Here is a 22,335-nt window from a genome sequence, read left to right on the forward strand (position 1 = left end):
TGTCGGCACAGCGCCGTCATCCTCTTTTTTTGCGCATTAGCACCAAACGGTCTAACCCCGACAGGTCTTCTGACTCATATTCATGCCATACTGATGGAGGCATAACTCGCTATGGCTTCACCCAGACCAGAGCCAATCTGCTCAAAACCGGAAATAGCCTAAATTAAGATCAAGTAACGGTTAGAGGCAATGATATCAAAGCACGAAAAGATTATTTCCTGTTGCCATATACATAAATTGCAACGCGCAATGCGTTGCAATCTATGTATTTGTAAGTTATCTGTCACGGGCTGTGCGCCCAGGGATCACTCGGCTGTGAGATAGAGCACACGGCTTGACCATCCGTTGGTCTCTATGTCGGTCTTGTGATTGTAGGGGAAGTCGAGGCCGTGGTTCATGAGGAAGGCGCCGCTATAGAGACGGCCCTCGCAGAAGAGGGGGGCCTTGTCGATGCGGGTCAACTCGTGCACGCGATACATGCGCTGTGGGTCGAGACCAGCCATGCACACGCGGGGCAGATGGTCGTCTACGAAGTTGGCCATCTTCCACCAGTAGAACACAGCCTTGTCCTTGGCCTCAGTCACATACATGAGCGAAGCGATGTGCTGGTCGTCGTAGGGGCTCACCAGGCGGTAGAGGTCGCCCATCTGCACCACAGGCCGTATGGTCTTGTAGTCGGCGATGGCACGCTTGGCAAAGTCGCGCTCGGCGTCGGTCATATCGCAGGGCTGCATCTCCATGCCGAGACGGCCTGTCATAGCCACATCAAAGCGATACTTGATGGGCAGACGGCGCATGGTCTGGTGGTTGGGCGATGCGCTCACGTGCGAAGCCATGCCGATGGCGGGGAAGAAGTGACTGGTACCCCACTGCATGTAGATGCGCTGCAGGGCGTCGGTGTTGTCGCTCACCCACCACTCGTCAAAGTAGGGCAGTATGCCCCAGTTGACGCGGCCGCCACCGCTGGCACAGCTCTGCATCACCACGTCGGGATACTTGGCACGTATGCGCTCGAGCACCTTCTTCAGGCCCGCGTGATAGGCGATATAGAGGTGACTCTGGTTGGCGGCAGAGAGCGTCTGCGAACCGTGAGACATGATAGACATGTTGGCGTCCCACTTGATATAGGCTATCTGCGGATAGCGGGTAAGCAGATTGTCGACCACGCCGAAGACGAAGTCCTGCACCTTGGGATTGCCCATGTCGAGCACCAGCTGGTTGCCGCCGCGTCCACCCACGAGCGGACGGTTCTTGGCGTTGATGATCCAGTCGGGGTGGCGCTCGTAGAGTTCACTCCGCTCGTTGGTCATCTCGGGCTCAATCCAGATGCCAAACTTGATGTCGTGGCGCTTGGCATCGTCGAGCAGAGCCTCGATGCCACCGGGCAACTTGCGAGTGTCGGCCACCCAGTCGCCCAGAGCAGCGTCGTCGGTGCGCTGATACTTGCCGCCAAACCATCCGTCGTCCATCACGAAGAGCTCGCCGCCGAGGGCCTTGAAATCGGCCATCATCTGGTCCATCTTCTTCTCTTCGACATTCATATACACGCCCTCCCAGCTGTTGAGCAGGATGTCGCGCACCTGGTTGCCGTGGCAGAGTTTGTACTCGCGGCCCCAGCGGTGGAACGTGCGGCTCACACCGCCCTTGCCCTCATTGCTGTAGGTGAGCGCCAGCACAGGGGTGACAAAGCGTTCGCCCCGAGCCAGATGGTAGGCAGAGCACTCCTCGTCGATGCCAGCCAGCAGATAATGGTAGTCGGTGTTGTAGGTCTCCACCTGCAGACGGTAGTTGCCGGTATAGCAGAGGGCTGCTCCGATGGTGCGTCCGTGGTTCTCTGCGGGCTTGCCGTCGAGCGAGAACATCACCTCGGCATGCTCTGTCTGCGAGTTGCGCACACCGTTCTTGTTCTTTACGGTCACAAATCCACGCTGCAGCGGATGCTCTACGAGCCTTGCCTCGTTGCCCCATGCTCCGTGGAAACGTGTCATCCACACATCGCCGCGGCGTATGGGCAGCATGGCGCTGGCAAAGCGGTTGAGGGTGATGGGGCGTTTCTCATAGTTTTCTATCTCGGTCCATGTCTCGATGATATCCACGTCGCTATAGGCGCGATAGCAGATGTTTACCACCACGGGGTACACCTTGTCCTGCATGCGCACGATGGTCACCGTGGCTTTGGGCTCTGCCACCACCTTGGTGTCTGTATAGCGCAGGTCGGTGGCCATAGCCCCGTCGGCGTGGGTTATGGCGAGTGCGGGTTCATGCACCAGTTCCGACCCGTAGGTGGGATAGATGGGGGTGCGCGCCAGAGGTACGGCGTTGTCGAGGTCATGCTTGCCGAGACGCTCGCCAAGGTAGACATAGCGGGGCTGCATGTCTTTCGACACTTCCAGGACTAACGACATGTGGGGAGTCTCCACCGACACGCGCTGGGGCTGTTCGGCGGCGTGGGTCACGGCCGCTGCCAGCAACGACAGCATCACAAAGATTTTTCTCATCATTATAAGTTTTTGGGTTATTGTTCACTTATATATATTAATAGTGTTCGCCGATATACTGATATTTTTCACCTATATACAGATGGTGTTCACCTATATACAGATAGTGTTCACCGATATATTAATAAGGTATGGCCCGAGCGCTCATCGTGTCTGCGACCAGGGCAGCCATCGGGGCAGGGCGCAGGGACCTAACTTTCTACAAAGTTAGCCAAAGGTTGGTGCATGGCAAAAGAAAAGGGCGATTATTTTCACTCCATCCGTGATGATTGTCAATTATCACGGTTTCTTTAGAGTCCATCGCCACCACTACACCGACCATGCCGCCCTCCGCGGCAACTGCGCCAACCACTGCGACGACTAAGCCGACCACCGCAGCAACTACGCCGGCCGCGCCTCTGACCACAGTTGTCGGCTCGTATCAATAGTCACGAGAGCCCGTGACTTACGATACGTGAGCTCGTGACTTACGACACGCAACCACGTAACTAATGATACGAGCCCGCAACTGCGGTTAGATATTTTATTCATCCACCAAAGGTAGTTAGCAAGTCTAAGGTTGGGGCGGTGATTTAGAATAAAAGAATATCAAGTTGAACCATGATTGCAAAAAAATGTACTATATTTGCAAAAAAGGCATCAAAAGAGGCGGGCTATTCAGATTTAATTTGTATTTTTGCCAACAGTCAGGTTTTGTTCATCTTTAGTGTAACACTAAGACAAGCGAAATGTCTGGCATGAGCATATCATGGACTGGTTTTTGTTGTCCAGATACTTATAGAACTGTCCATTTATGGTGTATTGTACTAAAAAAAATTAATAACTAACGATTATCTCAATGAAAAAATTATTTGCATTTATGGTTTCCCTTTTTTGTTTAGTAACAAATGCGGCTGCTCAAACTACCAAATTTTTCAAAGTATGGACGTACTATCACTATCATGGAATGCTATCGTATTAAAGCAACCATGAACAAAGAAGTGCTTGTTCGCATTGCCTATAATGGGAGTATGGACAAAGCAGCTGCCAAAAGGGCTTTGCACGAAGAGTTGAAAAGCGGAAGTGAGGACATTCAAAATACAATCGACAAGATTTTAGGCTGGTAAGACGCTCTGCTTCTAAGACCTTAAACCCAATAATTGTTTAATTTCTATTTTAACTTAAGTATACAATATGTTGCAAAAAAAGATTTTATTTCGCTATTTGATGTTGTTTGTCTTGTTGTGGGGAATCACCTCCCAAATAGAGGCGAAGGATAAGCATTTTATTATACAGGGTATTGAATATCGCCTTTCCAAAATTGTCGATAAACTATATTGTACCGTGGCTAACTTGCATCCGAAACAAATGAAAGACTCTACCTGTTTGGTGATACCTGCCTATGTATCTTATAAAGGCAAGAGTTATCCTGTAACTTTTTGTTCTCTTGGATTAAATAAGAGTGAAGAGAAGGTCGTAAAGAATATTCGTTACCTCACAATACCTAAAACATTTTATATTAGCAAATACGATTTTAGAAACTTTACGTCTTTATTATCTGTTAGTTGCGAAGACGGAGTGGAGAGAATAGGAGATTATGCCTTTTATCAATTGCCGGAACTGCAATGGGTTTACTTACCTGAATCAATAAAGGAAATAGGAAGCTATGCATTTTCAGGATGTAATAAACTAAACAAGATATATTTGTTTAATGAGAACATGAAAATAGGAAATGGCGCTTTTTCCAACTGCAAATCTCTTACTTATGCGTATGTTAATGTACATGGAGTGACCATGAAACAAATCTTTGGGGACTATAAGGATAACTATCTTGACACTCTGGATTTGGGTTATAGAACCGTGATAGAAAAAAACATGGTGCGTGATTGCACAAGACTTCGAAAAGTCCGTTTCGAAGGCACTAAACGAATAGAGGATGGTGCCTTTAGTGGATGTATGTCACTTCCTTCTATCGAACTGCCAAAACAATTGGAATATATAGGTAATTATGCTTTCGATAATTGCCATAGTCTGTCAAAGATTGTTATTCCATCTAAAGTGACCTATATAGGAGATATGGCTTTCGCATTTTGTTATAAACTAACTGAAATTTATGGACTCACTTCCAAAATTACAATTCATAACGGGGTGTTTGACAGCTGGGGCGAAACGCCATTTAAATCTGCATTTTACACATTAAAGGCCAACAATTTTGAGTATGGTGGGCTCTTTAAGACATTTAGCGAATATGCCAAACCCTTAATAGAGGAAGATATAAAGAATTGGCAGAAAAAATCAGAATTTGAGAAACAGTCAGAGTGGAAGAAACGCGTAACCGCCGTCAATCAGAATCTAAAGGTAAAGGAACTGACAAAAGAGTATAAGTCAAAATACCTCAACACCAACAAACGTGTGGACTTGAGATATATTCTTGCTGCCTATGACCCTGAAAATGAAACTTTTCCTGTGTATATCAAAAATGTAGATACGTTATTCATAAAAGTCCCTATTGCACAAGCTCCGACTTTTAAGGAAAAATGGAAAAATGATGTTAAAATAACACCGAACTACGATATTGTTAACGATAGAGCCGCTATTGTTTCATTCTCGTTCAAACTGGGTAACAATGTATATAAATCGCTTAACAACTATGTGCCTGACCAGAATTTGTCTGCAAATATAGATTTGCCAGAAATAATAGTTGACGTAGCTGACAATAAAGTACAAACGACACCGCAATCATTACAAAAAGCGAAAACTCAGCCTGTTGCTATAATAGACCGTACGATAGACAAAGACATTCCTGTCTCTTCTGTCAACTCTTCGAATACGTTTGCCTTCATAATAGGCAATGAGAATTATCAGAATGTTGCGAGTGTTCCTTTCGCAGTCAATGATGCAAAGATCTTTTCTGAGTATTGTCATAAAACATTAGGTCTTCCGAAAGAAAACATAAAGGTTTATATTGATGCTACTTATGGTAAGATATTGGGCGCGTTGAGTACATTAAAACAGATTTCGCAAGCATACAAGGGTGATATAAATGTTATTTTTTACTATGCCGGTCATGGAGTGCCAAATGAAAAGAACAATGAAGCCTATCTGCTGCCAGCAGATGCCACACCATCTATGTTGGAGGCATGTTTACCACTAAGTGGTCTGTATTCTTCAATCGGAAGCATCGATGCCAAGCAAGCCATAGTCTTTATGGATGCCTGTTTCAGTGGTAGCCGTAGAGAAAACGGTATGATTGTTTCTGCACGAGGTGTAGCTATCAAGCCAAAGAAAGACATAGTGACTGGTAATGTAGTAGTCTTTTCTGCTGCAGATGGGAGCGAAACAGCTTATCCATATAAAGAGAAAGGACATGGCTTGTTTACGTATTTCCTACTTAAAAAGTTAAAGGAGTCACGTGGAAATGTAACTCTTGGCGATTTGGCAGATTACGTTAAGACCAATGTATCGCAAAAGTCAATAGTTGTGAACAACAAATCACAGACTCCTACCATTTCATCATCTGCCCAAATGCAGGATGTATGGCGCACGATGAAACTGTTTAGGAAATAAAATATGATTATCCGTTATGCAGGTTGTGTCCGCTTTCTGGATATATCATATATAATATAAGGTGAAAAAATCAAATCAATAATAGAGCCCCTTAAAGAAGGGGCTCAATTATAACAAACAAGTCGGAATATGTTTGCCAATTGTCATTTCTCAGAAGCGTTGTCTTCTTAAACTTGGGATTACCAACTTTTACAAAGACATTCTTATCCCGAACTCAGGTTATAAGAACTTACTTTGTTTGAAATTTGACAAAGCAGGTTCTTATACTCTAATCAAGGAAGTGTAGATGCATCTATTTCCAATGGCTTTAATTCATCAAAAGTGTGATTCACAGAGTCTAAAAATACGATTCTTTTGACATCAAACATTTTGCAATTATCAACAAAGGATTTTCTTCTCCATAAACATGGTATAGCTTTGCGAGTATTTGTATCATCAAACCCTTTATGGCATTTAACCAAAACATGATCAGCCATAGGAGTTACGGTAAACAGACCTTTCCACTCAGAGTATCTTGCTGACATTTGTTCTATCAGAGCATTAAGCGATAGTGCGATGACACTTTCACCTACACCTGCTTGTTCCATATTATTTACAACCTGTTCGGTAGACGCAGATTTCTGTTCGTCTTGCTTTATGGCTAAACTGAAAACGATAGAGGCAAATTCTGTAAGATCTTCTTTGTCCGCAATGGTAATGCCTGTATTGTTACGATTCTGTCCCAAGATTTCAACAATCATACACCCACCAAAAGAAGCCTCCAGTGTAAAGTATCTTGTTTGGCGACACCTTTTGTCAACAACAATTATTCCAGCTTTTGCACTTGATAAAGTAAACGGCTCTGGGAACCGAATTATTATCATGTGCTTATCTTGATAGCTTTTGAAATCGGTACCAGAAATCGTTATCTTTTTCCATTTTATGATACTCTTGCTGTCATCGGCAAAGTTCATGAAAGTTGAGACGTTTTCCAATTCTGTCAATGGTATATTTCCAGTGTCGAATGCATTCAGAACTTTTGGAACAATGTCAAATGCTAAAGAATAGTTAGCCCTTTGTCTCTCTAATGGGTCTTTTTTCTTAAAAGGATTCCACATAGTCGTTAACGTTTAGTTGCTTTGGGTAGAAATAGATATTTGTGAAAAATGTGTACTATCATCCCATTGAGGAATTTCAGTTATGTTAATATCAGGTAAGAGAAAATCCTCCTTGTTTGGATGTTCTGCCAATATTGCCTCGTCACTTATAGTAAGTCTTGAACGTATCTTTTTGAAGAATTTTACTTCGGCATATTCTATGCGGTTGTCTGCTTCAATTGCTTTGATGGCAAGTGACGCTATTAGTAACTGCTCTGTTTCATTCAAACCCGCAGAATTTAGTTCTTTAAGATAAGATTGCAGGAACATTCCACCTTGCTCATTGATTTCTGTAATCCATGAGTTGAGGTACTTCTCCGAATCTACATCGTGAAAGATGTTGTCTTTTGTGCACAAATCTCTAACTATATCTACTTCCTCTGTAGCAACATCTCCATCACAAGCAATGCAACAGAAAATGGTTTTCAAGTATAATTCTTCTTTTGTCATAACAGTAATAATTTAAACGTTAAAACCTATACGAGGTCTATCATCTGACTTCTTAACTTCTTCGCCATTCATCATAGCTCGAATGCGCTCGTATTTGCGTAATTCATTGTTGCTAAGTGAAGGAGTTGTGTTTGTAATTGCAGCTTTCAATAGCTCCATCGTTATTTTGCTATGTTGGAGAAGTGCATTTCGTGACGCATCATTGACTATCAGTTGTATATCAGCTGAGACATAACCTTGGGTCATATCAGCTAATTGATGATAGTCTAACCCAAAATCGTAAGGGCGTTTGTTCAAATACAACCTGAACAATGCCATTCGAGCTTCTATGTCAGGCACACCAATGTAATACTTTTTATCCAAACGTCCCGCACGCAAAATCGCAGGGTCAATCATATTTGGATAATTTGTTGCCCCAATAATGAATATGCCTTTTTCTCCAGTCCTATCCATTTGGGCCAGCATCTCATTAACTGCACTTCTTGACATTTCATGCACATTCCCATCATCCCGGTTAGGGACAAGTTCATTCATCTCGTCAATGAAAATCACTGTTGGTGCGTTCTCCTCTGCCTCTTTAAACATCTTGGCAATATTCTCTTGCGTAGCATTAACATAACGGCTCTTTAGAGTAGCTGGCGTGATGCACATAAAGTTGAATCCGACCTCTTCCGCAAAGTGTTTTGCAAAAAATGTCTTTCCACAACCAGGAGGACCATACAGCAACATCCCATTTGGAATAGTTACACCATAACGATGGTATTCTTCGGGATTGTGAAGAGGTTCGATAACTTCTTCACGCATTTGTTGCTTCAACTCTTCCATTCCGGCAACTGCTGCAAAGCCTTCACCTTTCTTCTTGATAGCGGAAGGAACTGACGGATTGGCGGATTGTTGTTGTGATAAAATCTTACGTTTCGTAGATTGGCGTTCTATCTTTACTTCTCCATCAATAGCCTTTATAAACTCATCTGCGCTTTGAAACCTGTCTTCTGCATCATAGCTTAAAGATTTTGCTATCACATTCAGCAGTTGGTCGTCAAGTTCATACTTGTCCTCTTTTGTGAGTAAAAGTTCTTTGTCTCGTTCTGCCAAGATGGAATCGATAACATCTTGCCCACGCTTACTTGAAATATCTAAGAACCAAGGCAACTCTCCATAAAGAAGATGGTACATCATCGCTCCAACAGAATAGAGGTCTGTCTGAACAGAACAAACGCCTGAGAATCGTTCTGGCGCAAGATAAAAAGGATTCAACTCCGTCATGTCTGGCTTGGTTGGCGGTTGATTCAAGAATCTGGCATAACCAAAATCAATAAGTTTCAAGTCTTGCAGTTCCCCAACGAGATTAAGAAAAACGTTTTGTATTGTTACCTCGTTATGAATGACAGGTGTAGGTAGCGTATGCAAGAAAGACAATGCCGATAATACAGTCTTAGCTATTGTTTTTATCTCATATACGCTGATTTCATCATCACGGATAATTCTCTGCGACAAAGTTTCTCCGCTTACAAATTCGGTGACGAGCCAAGCATATTGCCTTCCGTTCATCATCATATTGCCAGAGTCTATAAACTGACAAAGATTATGATGTTTCAGCAATTTGGCAATCTCAATCTCTATCACTCGACCATTATCATCAATCTGATTACGATTGAGTTTTGAGTAATTGATAAGTTTCAAGAAGCGGGTCTTGCCACTTGTATCTTTTACACGATAGGTTTCCGCATAAGACCCTTGCTTATGCGGAAACGCTACTGTGTATGAACCTATTTTATCGTTCTTCTTGAAGTACATAAATATTATTTAACCTCGTTGATTACTTCCACCAAAGACGAATCCTATACAACTCCAAACGGTCGCTATCCACCACCACACATTGTATGCTGTGCTGTAATCGTTCGCTTTATATAAAGCATCACAGAACCAACTACGCAACAAGTTTGGTATGAAGAACAATCCATGCCAAATGCCGGAGTACCATGTGTAATACTTGTCGGGATTAATATCGCACAGAAGCCAACCGACAAGGCAATACACTAAAACTGTAATAATAATTCTTATCATGGATATAGTTATTTTAAAATTGTTATTATTATTCCAAAAACACAGGCAAGAAAAGCAGCATTTAAGATGTATCCTATTATAAAATAGCCCAGTGCTTTTATCTCTGAAACGAAACTGCTCTCTGATGAAGAACTGTCGATTTGAGGATATTCAAATTTTTGCAGAGTTGAAGCCAGCGTATAATGAATGCACCCTATAGGACTAATCTTCGTGTTTCCATCAAAATCAATGTTGCAATATGTTGCAATTTCAGGACAGCACTTAGCCCAATTATCTATAGTCGAATCAAAAATAGCTACAATCAGTTTTTTGCAAACAGTGCTTTTCGCTTCGTCCATATTTTCAATTTCTGAATAACATTTGGCTACAGCATCAGCTTTATCTCCTATCCAGTTTATAAAGTCGATATACCCTTTACCTGCATAGAAAACTTGTTTGTCAAACTTTTGCATTTTAGACTCTACGATACATTCTTGTATAAATCCAATCCAACCCGGTACATAAAACTTATGGTGAAAACCATACACAGGTTCTTTGTTTGCCAATGAATCATTGGCAACAATTAACTCTTGCATGATATTTTTCAAATCACCATCGGGAAATTGTGATAATATATCTTCGTTTGTCATTTTAATAGTCCTCCAGCATTTGCTGCGTCCTCCTTAGGCATAAGCCCCAACAGTTCCGCTGCAATTTGTCTAAGTCCCTCGGTTGTAGGGTTGTTGTTTATTTGCTCCATCCCTCGGTTTACAAGTTGTCGGGCTCGTGAAGAGTCTTTCCAACGGATTGTTCCTAAGCGATCGTTGCAATATCTAACAATTCCTATACACTGATAAAGCATTGTAAGTTGAAAAAACAGACTTTTTACCTGTTCCAAAACCTGACGACCAATTTGTACATCTTTTGTTCGAATGGCATTGTCTGTTTGCGTGCGCAGTTGGTTTACCATTTGGGCAGACTTGTCATTACCCAATTCGCTTTGTGCCTTTTCGAGATTGTCAAACTCATCGCGCAACTCCTTTTCAACACGCTGCCATTCTGTACCAGCATCAAGTTTTTCAATTTTTCTTAGCAAATCGCGCAGATGCTTGAGCACCTCTTTTTTCTCCGTTGTATTTTCATTATCAGTATGCAAAGAGGCAAGCTCGGCTCTTAAATCACTTACGCAGATACCACTCTCTTCCAATGTCTCAATTGATGCTTCAGCTTCATCAAATCCCTTATTAATTTGATTATTGGAATCCTCCAAAGTGTGTTTCTTGCCTGTATCGAAATTTTTCTCAATAGTGATATCAGTTGCAAGGAAATGCACTTCCATTCTCATCTGTTCGGATGAGTCGGCTTTCAATGTGATATTCACAAGGCTGCCCTCTGGAATAAAAGAGTCAACTTCGTCACCCGTGATGACAACATCTGCTACATACTCATAGTGTGAGGCTGGCTTACCTGCGGATTCTTCAAAGTCATCAGTTTGGTAAACCGGGACAGTCAGAATATCGCTTGCCACTCCAGGGCGGAGCTGGTTTGTAGTTTTCAAGTCTCTTTCAACAATTCCAATAGCAGGAAGAGGCTTGTTTTTCTCCAATCCCTTAGCCATTTCGATTACGCTACGTTTCTTCTCCTCGCTCCAAATGCCTATACCTATATTATAAGGTAATGGTGCAGCTCCTACAACAGTGCCTTGGATTATTGTGATTTCGTTAGGGAAGCAGGGAAGAATATTACCCTTGTCATCATAGCATAATATGTTGAACAAATTGGCCTTACCTTCCGAAAGGGTAATTTCTACAACATCACCATTAGAGTCTATTTCCATTTTTCCGCTTGACCAAGCCTTATCTCCTCTTACGAATTCAACGAAAACCTTATTGAGAGTAGAACCATCTGCAAGGCACACTGGTACATATTCTGTCGATTCAACTGTAGTTGATTCATAGTTAATGTCAAGTTTGATAGTTCCTACTTGTAATTCATCATCAGAAACCTCTGCATCCAATGTTGACGCATAGAGAGCCGCGCCTGTTGCTACTGCGGTCATCGGATCGATACTCGTGTCAACATTTGGGGTAATTTGTTCTCGCAGCATCTGACGAATAAGCGGACAGTGTGTCGGTCCGCCTACAAGAATCAATTTCGTGATTTGTGAGCCTTTAAGGTTGTTGCGCTGTATAAGGTTCTTGCAGATGTCTACTGCTTTTTGAAAATATGGACGAAAGACATCGAATACTTGTGCCTGTGTCAAGGTTAGGTCAAGTTCAAACTCCTCTCCCTCTTCATCTTCACCAAGCTCGCCCAAATTGGAGATAATATCCTCATGGTCTTTGAATGAAAGTTGGTTCTTTGCATCTTCGGCATACGTCTTCATCGCATCGCGAAGAATTTCCTTCTTTGCCGCATCCATCCAGATGTTGTCAATAGAATAGTTCTGTTTTAGATACGGAACTATAATATTATCAACAAGGGCATAATCCAAGTTTTTTCCACCAAGATAGTTATCACCCTCAGTGTCAAACACTTGCATAATGCCGTCCTCTACTTTTAAGAGTGCTGCATCAAAAGTTCCTCCACCAAAGTCAAATACCATCCATAGTCCGTTCTTTTCTTCTGCTGTTAAGCCGTATGCCATAGAAGCTGCAATCGGCTCCTGCAATAGTTCGCAATGCTTAAAACCAGCCAGCTTAGCAGCCTCAATTGTAGCTGTTTTTTGGTTCACAGTGAACTTGGCAGGGACAGTGATGACAACAGAATCGAATTCTTCGTCTGTGACAAACGACTTAAGAGTTTTCAATACCTCGGCAGACAGTTCCTCTGAGGTATAGTTGCAGTTTTTGTTTGTACATACATAGTTGGTATTGGTAGCCATTGTACGCTTAAACTCCACGTATGTATTGGACGCTCCAACACGCCAAGTCTTTGTAGCACGACGTTTGTCTTGTTTCATATCATTATAGGCACCATCACCTACTCTTATCGAGCCTTTCTTGTTTACAGAGATGCACGAAGGCATCGTATCCTTCAATACATCTGTTTTGATAGCAACAGGCACGCCTTTTTCCATGCGACAAATTGCGGAATTAGTTGTTCCGAGGTCAATGCCATAGTCTATTTTATTTCTTGCCATGATAATATTGTTTTAGATGTTCTGACTTACTGTGATTCGGGCTGCTTGTATCATTATCCCGTTGTAGTTCACTTGTGGCTTGGTTATACCAGTAATGATTTGTTGTCCTTCTTCCAAATCCTCATTAAGCACGAACTCTGCTATTACTTTCATTCCCTCGCAATACGGCTTTCCAAGCATATCGACAATTTCGTAACCATGGGCGTTGAAATTGTCTTTGATGCGACCTACTGCCTTAGACAACTGCTTATATCCCCTTATAGATGAATCCATGCGAGACATATTGAGCTCGATTCTAGCAACTTCGTCTGCCACTTTTAGTACAAGCGAATGGTCGGGCTTATCATTACTTACATTTTTAGAAGCATTCGCTATTTGCCTGTCAAATAATTCCAATAGTTTATCGTCAAGTTTTATTGACTCTTCTTGCATCTTTCCTTGTGCGACCTGTAACGCATCTTGTGCCTTACGCACTTCGTCAATAGATGTGCTACCTGACTTAATACGTTTTGCTAATCTATATGCCACACCAATGATGGCTACTAACAATAACAAAACCACCATGCCAACCCAAAGTGTCTGATTTTGCAATGTTTTTTGGTTTTCTTGTACATTGCTGTTAGTTTCATCTATCTTCCTACATATGCTTTTGTTATCGGCAGACTGCTTTTTTCCCAGCTGATTGCAAATATTGCGCAAACTGTCAATGACAGCACTCTGGATATTGTTCTCACTTTTGAGGTCTTTGAGGCAACGTTCTTCTTCTTTCAGTTTTTCCGTTAGCCTACGTAACTCAATACTGTAATGAGCATGCAGACTCTGAAGCTCTTCGTATTTCTTCTCTAATGCCTTTACTCCATTTTTATTTGGCACTATTTCCGCGTTTGCTGACAGACAAACAAATGTAGCAAACATAATACTAAAAAACGTTTTCATTACTTTCCTAAATCCATTATTTTAATTATAAAACCAAGAAATATCAATGCAAAAACAAAACCTGCACTGGCTCCATCTCCACCATTTATAGTAGCACCGACTATCATGCATATTATAATAAAAGCACCAGCAGAAAGACAGCCTTTATCGTCTTTAAACTCATTGTAAATACCTTTTATTCCTCTTTTAACACTAGCTGGGGCATCTTCAACTTGTTTCATGATTTTTTCTTTCAAAGGTAGCGGCTTATAGGTCGGAAGAGGGTCATTTAATTGTAATAAGAAATCATTTATTGTCTTCCTATTAGGTAAATACCTTTCTTGCTCAAAAGATTTCTCCATATCCAAGACATCCATTATAAGCAAAGCCTTTTTTGCCTTTAATACAACTCTTTTAACATATTCATATTTTGTCTTTCTGTCTTCTGATTCATATAGAAACTCATCGTTATATAGCGACGAATATAATGGGTGAAACAGAGGGTCTGATTTTTCCATTAATTTTTTATTCCTTTGCCGTCTTTCTTCTGCGGGGTCGTATTTTTGAGCTTCATTAATTTCGGCAATAACATTGTTCAATGCATTATTTACAACTAATGTAGATATTTTCAGATAATATTCATTGTCAGCACCCAATTTATCCTTTATAGACACCAAATACGGTTGGGTGTTTTCAAGAAGTGTAACAGCATGGCTTATCAAATCGGGCAACTGGCAATATTTATGCAATTCTTCCTTGATAGCCTTGTCCTCGGTAAACACTTCAAATGGGGGCAAGTTATCTATAATCTTTTGAAGAATGTCAACATTCTCTTTACACCTGTCCTTTGCTGCTTGTCCTACGACAATGCTCAATGCATATTTTTGTAGAGACATTGCCTTTATAGCAGCATCGGGGTCTTCAGAATCATTGTAATAGTCTATTCCACATTGCAGAATTTCAAGTCCTAGTTTGTCAGCAATCATCTGATATTGCAAATCAGTGTGAGTAAGCATTGATGACAACTCGGTCAAAGAGTCGGTTGTGTGTTTTCGCAGTTGCTCACCGGCTAATAGTCTTTCTTTGGGTTGATTCCCTTTTGATTTCCTTGCCAACTCTATACAATTCTGTATGTCTGCAATATATTTTGAGGCACATTTGTCAATAATATATTTTCTCCAATTTCCATGAACAGTTTCCCTATATACAAGTTTATAAGTCCCCGAAGATAACTGTATAACATCTAAATACTCTTTGTTATTAGCTATTTCTTTTGGAGTCAATTCTCCCAATTTTGACCAAAAAGCGACAAGGGTAATATTTTCTTTATCATCAACAAAAGCACACGACTTAAACTTATCGCCTGTTTCTCTATTAACAAAAGGGGCCACTTTCATCTTTCCATGTTCTCTTGCAAAAGAGACCAACGGCCAACTTCTGTCAGCTTTGTTGACTATTAGCAATTCTTTGGCTCCAAAATCATCACATATATTATCTAATAAATTTTCTATTAGAAAATCAGTAGATTCTAAAGAATAATCATTGACAACATAACCAACGAACTCTCTGGCGTATTCGATATTAGTATATAGTTTTTCGGCATAATACAATGCTAAAAACAGATATCCGTTTATCAAAAAGCATAAGAAAAGGTTTTGCAAAGAAGAAGGGCATTCCTTTTTGCGCCATATCTCAATAGCTCCATGAATATCTCCATTAACCAAATGCTTGAAAGCCACATCATCTAATGGTGTCATTTTTACAAACCAAAACTGAGCATACAAAATTTGGTCTTTGGGCAAGGTGAGTTTTGCTTCAGCATCTGCTACCGAAGCATCTGTTCTATTAATGAGTCCCAAATATGAGGGCAGGTCTAAAGGGAAGGACACAGGCTTGCCAACCTTCAAAAACGCTTTCATGCGATTGTGATTAGCCAGTCTTTCCTTTGTAGGAGAGTTTGAATAGACTCCTAACAGACGATATGGATTGTTTTGTAGTATATTCATTCTAATTCCGTAAACAATAAAGCCAACCGACTCCCTTGTTGACGAAATCCACTCACTAATACATACGAAAAAGCGTGGAGTCTATCCTGTCACTCGTTCCACGCCATAAAGGCCTTCGCATTGCCCTGATTGTCGAAACGAGCAACGCCGAAAGCCCCACGCCAGTGTAAATATATAAATCACCCTTATTGACAACAAACGGCAGAACCGTCCAAAGCCAATGGGGCTGTATATAATACACTTCATGAGGCGTTCCCGTTGCTTTGTTTTTGACAATCTGTTTGAAGTTGCGAAGTTCTTATGGCGTCAAAACCAAAGCGTACAGTTACGCCTTATACCATATATGTATGTCTGCCCAACCTCTGCCCATTGAGGCTTTCGGCATGGGTATAGACGATACAAAGATAACACTTTCTTAAGGGAAACCACTTTGTTTAGCTGGAAAAGTATGGTTTCAATATCCGATTTAACATTATTAAATATAAATATGTCAGAGAATTCCACTTTTGCGTGATTTTTCTCGCTAAAAAGTTCGTATTATCAATGATTATTCATATCTTTACAGCAACAGAATCCGCCACGCTTCCCATTTGAACAGCGAACCAGGGCGGGTCTTTTGCTTTTATGGGAACATTAAGATTATACACGAAACAGGCTATTTCTATTTCGGAACAAATAGAACTACTAAAAAGTAGAGGCTTAAATATTGCTGATTCATCCAAGGCTGCAACATTTCTTGAAGAGGTCAGTTACAGCGTGTAGCTCGTCAATTCAATCTTCCACAGCATGAGGTGTTGGAAAGCTGGATGCGTAGTGTAACTGTCCTGAGAAACTATTGCGCTCACCACTCACGACTTTGGAATCGTTATCTTTCCAACGCTCCACAAATGAATGCCTCTTTACGTGGTGCGTGGGTTGACATTAATGGTGTTGATGCGAACAAAGTTTATGCTATAGCCTGTTGTATTGCATACTGGCTTGATTCCATGGGATATGGTTTGGACTTCAAGAATGAACTCAAATCCTTACTCGTTTCTTATCCCCAGGTAGATCCGGCAGCATTGGGATTCCCTAAGAATTGGATTTCGGATCCTCTATGGAGATAACTTTATAGATAAAATACAGATAAGCCTGTCGGTAGTGAAAATTCTTCATTACCGATAGGCTTTCTTCTTGATATATGAACTATTTGATGTAAACAAGTCGGAACATGTCTGACAATTGTCATTCCTCAGAAGCGTAGTCTTCTTAAACCATTCATCCACATGCGGATGAATATACAATAACGTGTTACACATCCATGAAAAATAATGACAATCACCGCTTTCCACGGTCTCCGTCTACCCCGCCCCACCCATGAGTCTTGCCACGGTCGCAGCCAGGTTGTGGCGGGCCACCTCGGGCCGCATCAGCACGGCGAGCGGGCGGGGGGCGGCATCGTTGATGCCCGCAACCAGGTCAAACGCTGTCGAGAGCTGCCCCTCGGTATCGTCGATCGCGCCCGACAGCAGCCACGCCTTCACTCCCTCGCGGCGGCAGCGCGCCAGCACCCCACAGGGAACCTTGCCCATAAGTGTCTGAGCGTCAGACCTGCCCTCGCCCGTGATTACGAGGTCGGCATCACGGATGGCGTCGTCGAAATGGGCGAGTTCCAGCATGATGTCTATGCCCGAGCGGAGGTCGGCGTTGAGGTATGCCATGAGCGCATAGCCCAGTCCTCCCGCCGCACCTGCCCCCGGGTGGAGGGCGAGTAGTGGCGTGGCGAGTCCGGCACGCTCAGTGGCGCGGGCAAAGTCGCGCAGACGAGCGTCGAGAGCCCTGACCTGCTCGGGCGAAGCACCCTTCTGCGGGGCAAAGATGCAGGCGGCACCACGCTCGCCATACAGCGGATTGTCTACATCGCAGGCCACGGTGACTCTACACCGTGACGCCAGGCGCCGACAGTCGCCCAGGGCCTCTATCATGCCCCTGCCGCCGTCGCAGGTGGCGCTTCCGCCGATACCCATCACTATCTCGGTGCAGCCTCGGCTTACGGCGTCGGCCATCATCTCGCCCACGCCATAGGTGGTGGCACGCATCACATCGCGCCGCCCTACGGGCACGAGCGTCAGTCCACTTGCCGCCGCCATCTCCATATAGGCGGTACGACCATCCATGGACACGGCATATTCGGCGGTGACAGGCTCCATCAGGGGACCATGCACCTCGACGGTCACAGGGCATGAGGGCAGCAGCCGGCGTACACACTCGACCAGCCCTTCGCCTCCATCGCTCAGCGGCAGCTGAACTACTGCGGCGTGGGGCAGGACTCTGCCTATGCCTTGGGCACACGCCTCGCATGCCTCCCGGGCAGAGAGACTGCCCTTGAACGAGTCGAAGGCTGCGACGACCTTGCGTACCGTAGCCCCATGCACGGTGTATTCCGGTCCCTGTATAGTCGGCATCATGGGAGATAGAGTCTGTTCTCCTGTCGCTCGCGGCAGAGCGGTTCGAGATGGACTGCCAGCATGGAGAGGCGCTGTCCGATGCCTCGGGCATGGACGGGGCACACCTGCACGCAACGCATACAACTGATGCAGAGGGCTGGGTCGGTGGTCTGGGGATGGTCTGGCGCGATGGCTCTGGTGGGGCACTGGGCAGCACATGCTCCGCAGCCCTGACAGCGGTCATCGGCTTCGGGCACGGCGCATGGGCTGTACTCGCGGTAAGGACGGTGACCCGGCAGAGTGAACTCGGGGATGGGCGCCGACAGGGCTGCGCGGGCAAGGATGGCGGCACCAAACTCACCAAGCTGCGCGGCGTCGCTCGCATCGGGGCGTCCGGCGGCAAGCTGTCGGCACACGCTGTGCTCTGCGATGGCTGTCACGGCTGCCATCACCCGGAAACCCGCTGCGGTGGCTATGTCCTGCATCTCTACGAGGGCGTCGTCGTAGGCGCGGTTGTCATAGACGGCGACTATCACGCACCGGGCGCCATGGGCGCTGACGCGTTTCAGCCGCTCTACAGCCAGCATCGGCACGCGTCCGGCAAAGACGGGCATGGAGATGACGGCCAGGTCGTCGGCAGCAATGTCGGGATAAGCGATGTCGTCCTCCCACGAGCAGAGTTCGGTGGCGGTGTCCGTGATGCCGATGCCCGCACACAGCAACTCGCTCACGCGTCGCGTGCCGCCAGTGGGACTGAATGTGATTTGATGTATAGTCATAGGTAAACACTATAATATGGTCACAAAAATACAAAAAAATACGCCAAGCGTGCAGTTTTTACGGAAAAATCATATACAGGGCAGTGCTTGGGGCAGTGTATATGCCGGCGGTGGGCTGAGGGGCTGGTGCCACGATAATGAAATAATCGGAGACTTGGTACGGGACTTCGGGAAATAATTGCTAAATTTGTACGTGATAATATAAAAGCCTATGCGCAAGGCATATAAAGCAGACGGAAGCCCCGTGCTTTATATCGCCACGGCACAGCCTATGGACAATAACAAACAACCAATTGACAAATCATTATGAACAAATCGCTTATCCTATCGGCAGCGCTCTGCCTCGCGTCGCTCTTCGCTTCGGCAGAGAACGCCCCCACCCCACGTCGACAACTTGCTCCGAAACCACCAATGGGATGGATGACATGGAACCTCTTCCAAGGCAACATCAACGAACAGCTCATACGCGAAACCGCTGACGCCATGGTTGAAGGCGGTTTCCGCGACGCCGGCTACGAATATATCTTCATCGACGACCTCTGGCAAGGCGGACGCGACCGTGAGAACAACATCATACCCGACCCGGAGAAGTTTCCGTCGGGCATAAAGGCGCTCGCCGACTATGTACACTCCAAAGGACTGAAGCTCGGCATCTACTCGGATGCGGCACAGCTCACCTGCGGCGGATGGACGGCGAGTCTGGGTTTTGAGGAGCAGGACGCACGCACCTTCGCCTCGTGGGGCATAGACTATCTGAAGTACGACTACTGCAACGCTCCTGCCGACAGTGCCACCGCCCGACAGCGCTACCGCACTATGGCTAACGCTCTGCAGAACTCGGGGCGCGACATCGTGCTCGGCATCTGCGAGTGGGGTCAGCGCCAATGCGAAGAGTGGTGCGAAGAGGTGGGAGGACAGCTCTGGCGTACCTCGGGCGATGTGCGCGATATGTGGAAGGACATCGTGAAGCAAGGCGGCATGGGTATTCTGGACATCATCGACATAACGGCGCCTCTGGCAAAACACGCCCGTCAGGGACAATGGCCCGACATGGATATGCTGGTGGTCGGCCTGTACGGAACGGGCGGGCCGTCGAGCGACCTCGGTGGCGTAGGCTGCACCACGACCGAATATCAGACGCAGATGAGCATGTGGTGTATGCTGTCGTCGGTGCTTGCCATGACCAACGACCTGCGCAAGGTGACCGACGATGACCGCCGCATTCTGCTCAACAAGGAGATTATCGCCATCAACCAAGACGCTCTGGGCAAGGCTGCCGAACGCATCGTGAACCTGCCTGCGCAGCAGGTCTACATCAAACCGCTCGCCGACGGTTCGCACGCCGTGGCCATCCTCAACCCCTCGGACGAAGCCCAACGCATAAGCCTCAACTTTGCAAGCCTCGGGCTCAACGGCAAGTACACCGTGCGCGATGTATGGCAGCACCGAGACATAGCCCGGAAAGCCAAGAGCTGGAAAGGAAGCGTGGCCGCGCATGAGACAAAGGTGTTTGTGGTGAAGTAAGAAGACACCTAACCGACGAAAGACGAATAACAGGAGCATCTGGCAGCAAGCGAAGAACGCTGCAACCATGATGCTCCTGTCATCTTATAGCATACTGACAGCAACCGCGACAACCTCCTCTCTGCCTTCGGCGGCCGTCGCATAGGAGGAAGGGCGCAGCTATCGTCTGCGGACATCCCGAAAACAAGCCGTGTGGTCACCCGATACCAGTCACAATGACCTCGGGAAACCACACGGCTTGTCAATTAGACTCGCACGCCATCGGGGTGCGGAGGAAGGGAAATCAGAGAGCAGCCACAACCTCTACCTCTACGAGGGCATTCTTGGGCAGCGTCTTGACAGCCACAGCCGAACGGGCTGGATAAGGCTCGCTGAAGAATGTGGCATAGACCTCGTTCATGGCAGCAAAGTTGGCCATATCAGAGAGGAACACCGTGGTCTTGACCACATGGCTCAGGTCGATGCCTGCCTCGGCAAGCACATGGGTAACATTGGTGAGCGACTGGCGGGTCTGCTCCTTGATGCCGCCCTCGGCAAATTCACCTGTGGCAGGATCGATGGGCAGCTGGCCTGACGCAAAAACGAAGCCACCGGCCACAATGGCCTGGCTGTAAGGCCCCACCGCTTTGGGGGCGAGTTCAGAATGGATTACTTTCATCATATTGTCTGTTAGTGTATATATTGTCCTTCGGGTTACAAAAATACTATTTTTCCACGACAACCAACTATATTTTCCTGTATTTCTACAACTGCATGGCAGAAGCGGAAGCAGAGACTCTGGAGCCGTAAAGGAAGCAGAAAAGACAAGCTGCGGGTGTGTCATATCCTATGGATGACACACCCGCTGCCTCTATGTAGACTCTCTTATTACGGTTTCGCCTCTCAGAGCAATCTCCTCTATCGGCTTGTCTGCATCGGCAAGATGCTCCAACAGCAGTCGGCACCCCTCCTGCGCCATCTTGGCGATAGGCTGTTCGACAGCCGTCAGCTGAGGATGTACCAGGGTGGCAAGGGTCGTACCCGACATGCAGCAGAGCGCCACATCGTCAGGGATGCGCAAGCCGTGCTTCTGGATGACGCTCTTGGCTCCCAGGACAGCGGTCTCCGTAAATCCGAAGACGGCGTCAAAAGGCACTCCCTTGGCCAGATACTGCTCCATCACCCAACTGCCCTCTTCGGCCGACAATGCCGGCAGCAGGACATCATGCGACTGGTACTCGACATGAAACTTCTCAAGCGCCTCACGATAACCTCTCAACCGTTCATAACTGTTGCGGATATAAGACGGACCGGGAATATGGATGATGTGCTTGTAACCCTTGCGCAGCAAAGCCTCAACCATGAAAAACGCCATGATATAATCGTCCATGCGTACCTGGGAAGCCCTGACCCTCTCCACGGTTCTGTCAAAAAACACGATGGGGATGCCTCGCTCTATCACCTTATTATATAGATCTACGTTGCGCTCCTTGTCACAGGCACTCATCAGGATGCCATCGACGCGCAGCTGCTCCATCATCAGGATATTCTCACGTTCCTGCTCGGGATTCTCATTGGAGATGGCTATCATCACCTTGTAGCCCTGTCTGCGCAGGATGGCCTGTGCCTCGTTGATAAAGGTCATATAAAACGTGGTGATGATTTCGGGGATGATGATGCCGATGTTATGGGTACTCTGCTGTCTGAGATGTACTGCCAGTTCGTTACGATGATACCCCATCTGCTCAGCGGTTGCCAAAATCTTCTGCAGGGTTTCGGCCTTCACATTGCCGGTATCTCCCGAGAGGGCACGGGAGACGGTGGACTTGGAGATGCCCAACACCCTTGCAATATCCATAATGGTGACGTATTTTGCCATATCTCTTTG

At 45.5% G+C, this 22,335-nt stretch carries 16 protein-coding genes; 4 read left to right on the forward strand and 12 right to left on the reverse strand.

Features of this window, described 5'->3' with window-relative positions:
- Positions 1-305 precede the first annotated feature (305 nt).
- The gene (locus CIK95_RS11190; protein ID WP_094467018.1) at positions 306-2,501 is read right to left on the reverse strand and encodes an alpha-galactosidase; all 2,196 of its coding nucleotides are present in this window, start codon (positions 2,499-2,501) and stop codon (positions 306-308) included.
- 965 nt (positions 2,502-3,466) lie between these two features.
- On the opposite strand from CIK95_RS11190, the gene CIK95_RS11195 reads away from it, so the two are divergent.
- Positions 3,467-3,604 (forward strand): hypothetical protein, encoded by a 138-nt coding sequence (locus tag CIK95_RS11195; RefSeq protein ID WP_216820587.1) that lies wholly within the window; start codon positions 3,467-3,469, stop codon positions 3,602-3,604.
- Positions 3,605-3,671: 67 nt separating this feature from the next.
- Positions 3,672-6,044, forward strand: coding sequence for a leucine-rich repeat protein (locus CIK95_RS11200; protein ID WP_094467019.1), 2,373 nt, complete (start codon positions 3,672-3,674; stop codon positions 6,042-6,044).
- A 272-nt stretch (positions 6,045-6,316) separates the two neighbouring features.
- Here the strand turns inward: CIK95_RS11200 and CIK95_RS11205 are convergent, their stop codons facing one another.
- The 7 genes from CIK95_RS11205 to CIK95_RS11235 form a co-directional block, all read right to left on the reverse strand.
- Positions 6,317-7,141, reverse strand: a complete 825-nt coding sequence (locus CIK95_RS11205; RefSeq protein ID WP_094467020.1) for a hypothetical protein — start codon at positions 7,139-7,141, stop codon at positions 6,317-6,319.
- A gap of 12 nt (positions 7,142-7,153) precedes the next feature.
- On the reverse strand, positions 7,154-7,630 hold the full coding sequence (locus CIK95_RS11210) for a hypothetical protein (protein WP_094467021.1): 477 nt from the start codon (positions 7,628-7,630) through the stop codon (positions 7,154-7,156).
- A gap of 12 nt (positions 7,631-7,642) precedes the next feature.
- Positions 7,643-9,427: an AAA family ATPase gene (locus CIK95_RS11215; protein ID WP_094467022.1), complete on the reverse strand. Its 1,785-nt coding sequence runs from the start codon at positions 9,425-9,427 to the stop codon at positions 7,643-7,645.
- A gap of 278 nt (positions 9,428-9,705) precedes the next feature.
- On the reverse strand, positions 9,706-10,326 hold the full coding sequence (locus tag CIK95_RS11220) for a hypothetical protein (protein ID WP_094467023.1): 621 nt from the start codon (positions 10,324-10,326) through the stop codon (positions 9,706-9,708).
- On the reverse strand, positions 10,323-12,818 hold the full coding sequence (locus CIK95_RS11225; RefSeq protein WP_094467024.1) for an Hsp70 family protein: 2,496 nt from the start codon (positions 12,816-12,818) through the stop codon (positions 10,323-10,325). The genes CIK95_RS11220 and CIK95_RS11225 overlap by 4 nt, the downstream gene beginning before the upstream one ends.
- Before the next feature lie 12 nt (positions 12,819-12,830).
- Positions 12,831-13,733, reverse strand: a complete 903-nt coding sequence (locus tag CIK95_RS11230) for a hypothetical protein (RefSeq protein WP_094467057.1) — start codon at positions 13,731-13,733, stop codon at positions 12,831-12,833.
- 20 nt (positions 13,734-13,753) lie between these two features.
- Entirely contained in the window at positions 13,754-15,739 is a 1,986-nt protein-coding gene (locus CIK95_RS11235; RefSeq protein WP_094467025.1) for a hypothetical protein, read from the reverse strand.
- 791 nt (positions 15,740-16,530) lie between these two features.
- Between CIK95_RS11235 and CIK95_RS11240 the strand changes: the two genes are divergently transcribed.
- Entirely contained in the window at positions 16,531-16,845 is a 315-nt protein-coding gene (locus CIK95_RS11240) for an Abi family protein (protein ID WP_254046462.1), read from the forward strand.
- Between the two features lie 234 nt (positions 16,846-17,079).
- On the opposite strand, the gene CIK95_RS11245 is transcribed toward CIK95_RS11240, so the two are convergent.
- Positions 17,080-18,186, reverse strand: a complete 1,107-nt coding sequence (locus CIK95_RS11245) for a glycerate kinase (protein WP_094467026.1) — start codon at positions 18,184-18,186, stop codon at positions 17,080-17,082.
- On the reverse strand, positions 18,183-18,944 hold the full coding sequence (locus tag CIK95_RS11250) for a 4Fe-4S binding protein (RefSeq protein ID WP_094467027.1): 762 nt from the start codon (positions 18,942-18,944) through the stop codon (positions 18,183-18,185). Before CIK95_RS11250 ends, CIK95_RS11245 begins: the two co-directional genes overlap by 4 nt.
- A gap of 306 nt (positions 18,945-19,250) precedes the next feature.
- Here CIK95_RS11250 and CIK95_RS11255 point away from each other — a divergent pair, with 306 nt between their 5' ends.
- The gene (locus CIK95_RS11255; RefSeq protein ID WP_094467028.1) at positions 19,251-20,468 is read left to right on the forward strand and encodes a glycoside hydrolase family 27 protein; all 1,218 of its coding nucleotides are present in this window, start codon (positions 19,251-19,253) and stop codon (positions 20,466-20,468) included.
- A 283-nt stretch (positions 20,469-20,751) separates the two neighbouring features.
- Here the strand turns inward: CIK95_RS11255 and CIK95_RS11260 are convergent, their stop codons facing one another.
- Together CIK95_RS11260 and CIK95_RS11265 are read right to left on the reverse strand one after the other, a co-directional pair.
- Entirely contained in the window at positions 20,752-21,126 is a 375-nt protein-coding gene (locus tag CIK95_RS11260) for a RidA family protein (protein WP_094384958.1), read from the reverse strand.
- Between the two features lie 192 nt (positions 21,127-21,318).
- Positions 21,319-22,326 carry a LacI family DNA-binding transcriptional regulator gene (locus CIK95_RS11265; protein ID WP_094422757.1) on the reverse strand — a complete coding sequence of 336 codons (1,008 nt, stop codon included), beginning with the start codon at positions 22,324-22,326 and terminating at the stop codon, positions 21,319-21,321.
- Positions 22,327-22,335 lie beyond the last annotated feature (9 nt).

It is taken from the genome of Prevotella sp. P5-108 (genome assembly GCF_002251385.1).
Lineage (GTDB): Bacteria > Bacteroidota > Bacteroidia > Bacteroidales > Bacteroidaceae > Prevotella.

Excerpts from the sequence above, each read along its gene's own strand:
- CIK95_RS11215 (WP_094467022.1), bottom strand. The coding sequence starts at position 9,427 with ATGTACTTCAAGAAGAACGATAAAATAGGTTCATACACAGTAGCGTTT.
- CIK95_RS11210 (WP_094467021.1), bottom strand. The coding sequence starts at position 7,630 with ATGACAAAAGAAGAATTATACTTGAAAACCATTTTCTGTTGCATTGCT.
- CIK95_RS11225 (WP_094467024.1), bottom strand. The coding sequence starts at position 12,818 with ATGGCAAGAAATAAAATAGACTATGGCATTGACCTCGGAACAACTAAT.
- CIK95_RS11250 (WP_094467027.1), bottom strand. The coding sequence starts at position 18,944 with ATGACTATACATCAAATCACATTCAGTCCCACTGGCGGCACGCGACGC.
- CIK95_RS11255 (WP_094467028.1), top strand. The coding sequence starts at position 19,251 with ATGAACAAATCGCTTATCCTATCGGCAGCGCTCTGCCTCGCGTCGCTC.
- CIK95_RS11235 (WP_094467025.1), bottom strand. The coding sequence starts at position 15,739 with ATGAATATACTACAAAACAATCCATATCGTCTGTTAGGAGTCTATTCA.
- CIK95_RS11220 (WP_094467023.1), bottom strand. The coding sequence starts at position 10,326 with ATGACAAACGAAGATATATTATCACAATTTCCCGATGGTGATTTGAAA.
- CIK95_RS11195 (WP_216820587.1), top strand. The coding sequence starts at position 3,467 with ATGAACAAAGAAGTGCTTGTTCGCATTGCCTATAATGGGAGTATGGAC.
- CIK95_RS11230 (WP_094467057.1), bottom strand. The coding sequence starts at position 13,733 with ATGTTTGCTACATTTGTTTGTCTGTCAGCAAACGCGGAAATAGTGCCA.
- CIK95_RS11260 (WP_094384958.1), bottom strand. The coding sequence starts at position 21,126 with ATGAAAGTAATCCATTCTGAACTCGCCCCCAAAGCGGTGGGGCCTTAC.
- CIK95_RS11200 (WP_094467019.1), top strand. The coding sequence starts at position 3,672 with ATGTTGCAAAAAAAGATTTTATTTCGCTATTTGATGTTGTTTGTCTTG.
- CIK95_RS11245 (WP_094467026.1), bottom strand. The coding sequence starts at position 18,186 with ATGATGCCGACTATACAGGGACCGGAATACACCGTGCATGGGGCTACG.
- CIK95_RS11205 (WP_094467020.1), bottom strand. The coding sequence starts at position 7,141 with ATGTGGAATCCTTTTAAGAAAAAAGACCCATTAGAGAGACAAAGGGCT.
- CIK95_RS11265 (WP_094422757.1), bottom strand. The coding sequence starts at position 22,326 with ATGGCAAAATACGTCACCATTATGGATATTGCAAGGGTGTTGGGCATC.
- CIK95_RS11190 (WP_094467018.1), bottom strand. The coding sequence starts at position 2,501 with ATGATGAGAAAAATCTTTGTGATGCTGTCGTTGCTGGCAGCGGCCGTG.